The organism is Streptomyces alkaliterrae (assembly GCF_007097205.2).
Taxonomy (GTDB): Bacteria; Actinomycetota; Actinomycetes; order Streptomycetales; family Streptomycetaceae; genus Streptomyces; species Streptomyces alkaliterrae.
Map to the genome: position 1 here is coordinate 1 of NZ_VJYK02000494.1, position 2,534 is coordinate 2,534.

General features: G+C 72.6%; 3 protein-coding genes. All 3 read right to left on the reverse strand.

What is annotated here, in order from left to right; genetic code table 11:
* Positions 1-415: transglycosylase family protein (locus FNX44_RS25995; RefSeq protein WP_438948046.1), on the reverse strand; the 415-nt coding region annotated here is incomplete at its 3' end.
* 254 nt (positions 416-669) lie between these two features.
* A complete protein-coding gene (locus FNX44_RS26000; RefSeq protein WP_143651424.1) occupies positions 670-1,926 on the reverse strand; it encodes a cytochrome P450 family protein in 1,257 nt (418 codons plus the stop codon).
* 36 nt (positions 1,927-1,962) lie between these two features.
* Positions 1,963-2,534: lysoplasmalogenase family protein (locus FNX44_RS26005; RefSeq protein WP_143651425.1), on the reverse strand; the 572-nt coding region annotated here is incomplete at its 5' end.

The window sequence follows — 2,534 nt, forward strand, 5'->3', positions numbered from 1 at the left end:
TGGTCGGGGTGGTCGGCAGCAGGGGCTTGTCGCCGTCGCGGCCGCTTTCCCCGGGCGCGGGGGTGCCGTTGCCGTCCGGCGTGGCGGTCGCGTCACCGCCGGGGGTGGCGGCCCTGTCGTCGGCGGCGGCGTTGGCCTCCGCGGCGAGACCGCTGCTGACCGCGCAGACGGGCCATGCCTCGGGGCCCTCACCGGCGAGGATCTTCTCGGCGACGGCTATCTGCTGGCCTCGGCTGGCCAGGTCGGGGCGTTCGGCGTACTCGGTACCGCCGTATTTCTTCCACGTCTTGAGGGTGAGTTGGAAGCCGCCGTAGTAGCCGTTGTCCTGGTTGGCGCTCCACATGCCGCCGCTCTCGCACTGGGCGACGGCGTCCCAGGTGGAGGGTTCGACCGCCTGGGCGCCGGTGGCCCCCATGAAGGGCATCGCGATGCCCGCGCTGGTCACCCCCGCCGTGACCAGGAGCGCTGGGGCCTGACGAGGTCGGCGGTGACGGCCGGTCCCGGAAAGCATGCGGTTGCCTCTCGTGCGGAAGTGCCTGGGACGACGGGCCGCGTCACCCGTGACACAAGTGGCACGGGTGGCCGATGTGACGCGAGTGGCGGCGGCTCGTCGACTGACGGCCGAAGGTAGCGGCCGCCCGCCAGGATCACAAGCCAGTGTCGCCGAGATCACGCGTTGGTCACGGCCGTGAACCGGACCGGGAGTTGACGCAGTCCGCGCATGATGAGCCCGCCCCGCCAGCGGAGTTGGTCCTCCTCGACCGCCAACTCCAGATCGGGCAAGCGGCGCAGCAGGGTCGAAAGCGCGACCTTTCCCTCCAGTCGGGCAAGCGGGGCGCCGAGGCAGTAGTGGATGCCGTGGCCGTAACCCAGGTGCTGGTTCTCCCGTCGGTCCAGGTCGAGCACGTCCGGCCGGTCGAACTTCTCCGGGTCTCTGTTGGCGGACGCCAGAACGACCAGGACCGGTTCCCCGGTGCCGACCCGCTGTCCGCCGAGCGTCAGCGGCTCGGTGGCGAAGCGCCAGGTGGCCAGCTCCACCGGGCCGTCGTAGCGCAGCAGTTCCTCCACGGCCGTGTCCAGCAGCGCGTCGGCCTCCGCGCCGCCGGTCGCCAACGCGTCTTGGAGGCGGCCGCGTTGCCCGGGGTCGCGGAGGAGGGCGAGGGTGCCGTTGCCGATGAGGTTGATCGTCGTCTCGAAGCCGGCGAAGAGGATGATGAAGGCCATCGCGGCGGCCTCGTTCTCGCTGAGGTGTTCGCCGTGGTCACTGGCCCTGATCAGGCCGGAGATCAGGTCGTCGCCGAGGTTGTCGCGCTTGCGGTGGATGAGGTCCTGGAGGTAGCCGCGGATCTTCTTGACCGAGCGGCCCACGCCGCCCCGGGGCCCGCCGCCGTGCCGGATCATCAGACCAGCCCACTCGCGGAAGTCGTCCTGGTCCTCGGCGGGCACGCCGAGCATGTCGCAGATCGCGTAGATCGGCAGCGGGAACGCGAACTCGTGGATGAGGTCGGCGGCGCCGCGCGACGCGAAGGCGTCGATCAGGCCGTCCGTCAGCTCCTGGACGCGCGGCTCGAACTCGGCGACCCGGCGCGGGGTGAAGGCCTTGGAGACCAGCCTCCGCAGCCGGGTGTGGTCGGGCGGGTCGATGTTGAGCAGGTGGGTCATCAGGTTGGCGCTGCGCTCGCCCGGGATGCCGACCTTGCCCTTGCCGTGCGCCTGCTCGCTGTGGTGCCCGGGGTTCTTGCTGAGCCGCTGGTCGGCCAGGGCCTGACGGGCGTCGGCGTAGCGCGTCACCAGCCACGCCTCCACGCCGCTGGGCAGCGTGGTGCGGTGGACCGGTGAGTGCTGCCGCAGCCAGGCGTAGGCGGGGTAGGGGTCGGCGGCGAACTCCCAGCCGAAGAGTTCGGGTGTCGGTTTCTGCGCGTGCACCCGACGACGTTATCCGCCCGCCGCGGGCCGCCGGCGTCAGGCCAGTTCGAGCCAGCCCGTGGTGATGAGGTACTGGCCGAACAGGTAGCCGGCCATGATCATGACCTCCTGGCCGGGGAACTCGTGGCCCGCCGCCTGAACGCCGATGAGCAGGTCGGACGCGAGGAAGGACACCGCACCGGCGCCCACCTTGCCGCCCACGCCGAGCGCCGCCGCGCCCATCACCGCCAGCGCCAGGCTGTACCCGGCGACCGGCAGCCGCAGCCGCCTCTCCAGGGTGGGGGCGAGCGCGGCGTTCGCCGCGGCCCACACGGCGAGGCAGCCGAGCGCCGGTCCCGGCCGGCGGGCGATGCCGCGCAGCGCCCCGAGGCCGACGTAGCCGGCCGTGTAGCTGACCTGTGTCCCCAGGAAGGCGGCCATGCCCAGCAGGAACGCCGGTTCGCGGTCGTCGAAGAGCAGCGCGGTGTCCCCGGCGGTCGAGAAGGCCAGTCCGGCGAGGAGCGCCGGGGGCGGGCCGCCCGGCGTGTCGGCGCGTACGTTCTCGGTTCCGGGCCGCGTGTCGTCGGTCCCGGCGGGCGGGCGTCGGCGCAGGGCGTGGGTGGCGAGGG